The organism is Vicinamibacteria bacterium (assembly GCA_035620555.1).
Lineage (GTDB): Bacteria > Acidobacteriota > Vicinamibacteria > Marinacidobacterales > SMYC01 > DASPGQ01.
The window spans coordinates 1-3,174 of record DASPGQ010000775.1 but is presented as its reverse complement, the minus strand read 5'-3'; the positions used below and the strand labels follow the sequence as shown (position 1 = coordinate 3,174).

Genomic DNA, 3,174 nt, shown 5'->3' with positions numbered 1-3,174 from the left:
GCATCTACCTGCCGCCCGATGCGAATTGCCTGCTGGTGATCGCCGATCGCTGCCTGCGCTCGACCGACTGCATCAACGTGATCGTGGCCGACAAGCAGAAGCATCTCCAGTTCACGACGATCGACGAGGCGATCATTCACTGCGCGAAGGGCATCGGCATCTGGCCCCGGGCGAGCACCGACGCCGGCGAGGAGCCGGACGTGGTTCTCGCCGCCTGCGGCGACGTGGCCACCATGGAGGCGCTGGCGGCGGCCGCGATCCTGCGAGAGCGAGCTCCGGAGCTGAAGCTCCGCTTCATCAACGTGGTGGATCTGTTCAAGCTCCAGCCGGCGACCGAGCATCCGCACGGATCGACGGAGCGGGAGTTCGAGAGTCTGTTCACTACCGACAAACCCGTCATCTTCAACTTCCACGGTTATCCGTGGCTCATCCACAAGCTCGCGTACCGGTTTAGGGGGCACGAAAATCTCCACGTGCGGGGCTACAAAGAGAAGGGCAACATCAATACCCCGCTCGAGCTCGCGATGCTGAACGAGACCTCGCGCTTCCACCTGGTCATCGACGTGATCGACCGGGTGCCGAAGCTGCGCACCAGGGCCGCCCATCTGAAGGAGGAGATGAGGGATGCCATCATCGACAACCTGCGATACGCGCACGAGCATGGAACGGACAGACCGGAGCTGGCCGGCTGGACCTGGCCGTACTGATTCGCCGGTGGTCGAGATGTTCAAGCCCAATCGCGATCTGGACCAGCTATGCATCAACACCATCCGCACTCTGTCCATGGACGCGGTGCAGCAGGCCAACTCCGGACATCCGGGAACACCCATGGCGCTCGCGCCCGTGGTCTACTGTCTGTGGCAGCGATTCCTGCGGTTCGACCCCGAGCATCCGATCTGGCCGAACCGGGACCGCTTCGTGCTCTCGGTCGGCCATGCCTCCATGCTGCTCTACTCTCTGCTGCACTTGACGGGAGTGAAATCGGTCAATCCGAAGTACGAGATCCTGGGTGAGCCTTCGTTGACGCTCGAGGACATCAAGCGCTTCCGGCAGCTCGGCAGCAAGTGCCCCGGCCATCCGGAGTACCGCTGGACTTCGGGAGTCGAGACCACCACCGGGCCTTTGGGACAGGGGGTGGCGACGAGCGTCGGGATGGCCATCGCCGAGAGATGGCTCGCGAGCCACTTCAATCGTCCTGGGTTCGAGCTCTTCGATTACGACGTCTATGCCCTCTGCGGCGACGGCTGCATGATGGAAGGGATCTCGGGCGAGGCGGCTTCGCTCGCGGGTCACCTGAAGCTCGCGAACCTCTGCTGGATTTACGACAACAACCGCATCACCATCGAGGGAAACACCGCTCTCGCCTACAGCGACGACGTGGCCACCCGCTTCATCGGATACGGATGGAACGTCACCCGCGTGGGAGACGCGAACGACCTGGATATGCTCGAGCGCGCCTTCCGGACGTTCCGGAGCACGACCGACCGGCCGACTCTCGTCATCGTCGACAGCCACATCGCCTATGGCGCCCCGAACAAGCAGGACACGAGCGCCGCTCACGGAGAGCCGCTCGGGGAGGAAGAAATCCGGCTGGCCAAGCGCAACTACGGCTGGCCGGAGGACGCCCGGTTCCTCGTTCCCGAAGGGGTACGCGAGCACTTCCAGGCGGGAATCGGCGCGCGCGGGGGCGAGCTGCACCGGGCTTGGTGGGAAAGGTTCGAAGCCTACCGGCGCGAGTATCCCGAGCTCGCGGACCATGGATACCGCATGATGCGGCGCGAGCTCCCCGAGGGCTGGGACGAAGGACTTCCCTCGTTTCCCGCCTCGGCTTCCGGGCTCGCCACCCGGGACGCGTCGGGAAAGGCGCTGAACGCGATCGCCCGGAACGTTCCGTGGCTGGTCGGGGGATCGGCGGACCTCGGCCCCTCCTGCAAGACGCGTCTCTCGTTCGAGGGCGCAGGGGACTTCAGCGCCGAGGACGGGGCGGGGCGGAACCTCCACTTCGGGATCCGCGAGCACGCGATGGGCGCGGTCTTGAACGGCCTTTCACTCTCGAAGATTCGACCCTTCGGGTCCGGCTTCCTGATTTTCAGCGACTACGGACGGGCGGCGATCCGCTTGAGCGCCCTGATGGAGATCCCGGTCATCCACATCTTCACCCATGACTCCATCGGCGTCGGGGAGGATGGGCCCACCCACCAGCCGGTGGAGCATCTCGCGTCGCTGCGCGCCATCCCGGGGTTGATCACCCTCCGGCCGGCGGATGCCAACGAGACGGTCGAAGCCTGGCGCCTGATTCTAGGGCTCCGCCACCACCCGGTGGCGCTCGTGCTGTCCCGGCAGGCTCTCCCCACGCTCGACCGCGAAAGGTTCGCTTCCGCGGAAGGCCTGAGGCGCGGCGCCTACGTTCTCGCGGATGCCGAGGACGGCAAGCCCGAAGTGCTGCTGCTCGCCACGGGGAGCGAAGTCCCGTCCTGTATCGCGGCCTACGAGGAGCTCCGGGCCGAAGGGATCCAGGCCCGGGTGGTGAGCATGCCCTCGTGGGAGATCTTCGAGCGCTACTGCCGCGAGTATCCCGAGTATCGGGAGGAGGTCCTTCCGGAGTCCGTCCGAGCGCGCGTGTCCGTGGAACAGGGCTCCACCCTCGGCTGGAGCCGTTACGTCGGAGCGAGCGGCAAGAGCATCGGGATGGAGACCTTCGGGGCGTCGGCGCCGCTCAAGGAGCTCCAGAGGAAATTCGGCTTCCTTCCCGAGAACATCGTCGCGGCAGCCAGGGAGCAGATCGCGAAAGCGAGGTGAGTGATGCGCATCGCCATAGGTTCCGATCACGCAGGGTTCGAGCTAAAAGAGGCGGTGAAGCCCTTCCTGTCACGGAAAAACCACGAGATTCTCGACGTGGGCACTCATCGCCAGGATCCGGTCGACTATCCCGATTACGCGGAGGCGGTGGCGACCGCGCTTCGCGAATCGAGGGCCGACCGCGGCATCCTGATCTGCGGAAGCGGGGTCGGGGCATCCATGGCCGCGAACCGCATCCCGGGCATCCGCGCCGGGCTCTGTCACGACACCTACTCCGCACATCAAGGGGTCGAGCACGACGACATGAACGTGCTGGTCCTCGGAGGCCGGGTGGTGGGGGTCGAGCTCGCCCGCGAGCTGGTGCGCGCGTTCCTG

The 3,174-nt window shown here is 65.6% G+C and carries 3 protein-coding genes; all 3 read left to right on the top strand.

The genetic code is table 11. From position 1 onward, the window contains the following. Positions 1-707 (top strand): phosphoketolase (locus VEK15_31340; protein HXV65231.1); only part of this gene is annotated, 707 nt, incomplete at its 5' end. Between the two features lie 16 nt (positions 708-723). Then, positions 724-2,799, top strand: a complete 2,076-nt coding sequence (gene tkt, locus VEK15_31335; protein ID HXV65230.1) for a transketolase — start codon at positions 724-726, stop codon at positions 2,797-2,799. Positions 2,800-2,802: 3 nt separating this feature from the next. After that, positions 2,803-3,174: ribose 5-phosphate isomerase B (gene rpiB / locus VEK15_31330; protein ID HXV65229.1), on the top strand; the 372-nt coding region annotated here is incomplete at its 3' end.

What these genes read in the sequence shown, in the direction of transcription:
- tkt (HXV65230.1), top strand. Translation starts at nt 724, where the DNA reads ATGTTCAAGCCCAATCGCGATCTGGACCAGCTATGCATCAACACCATC.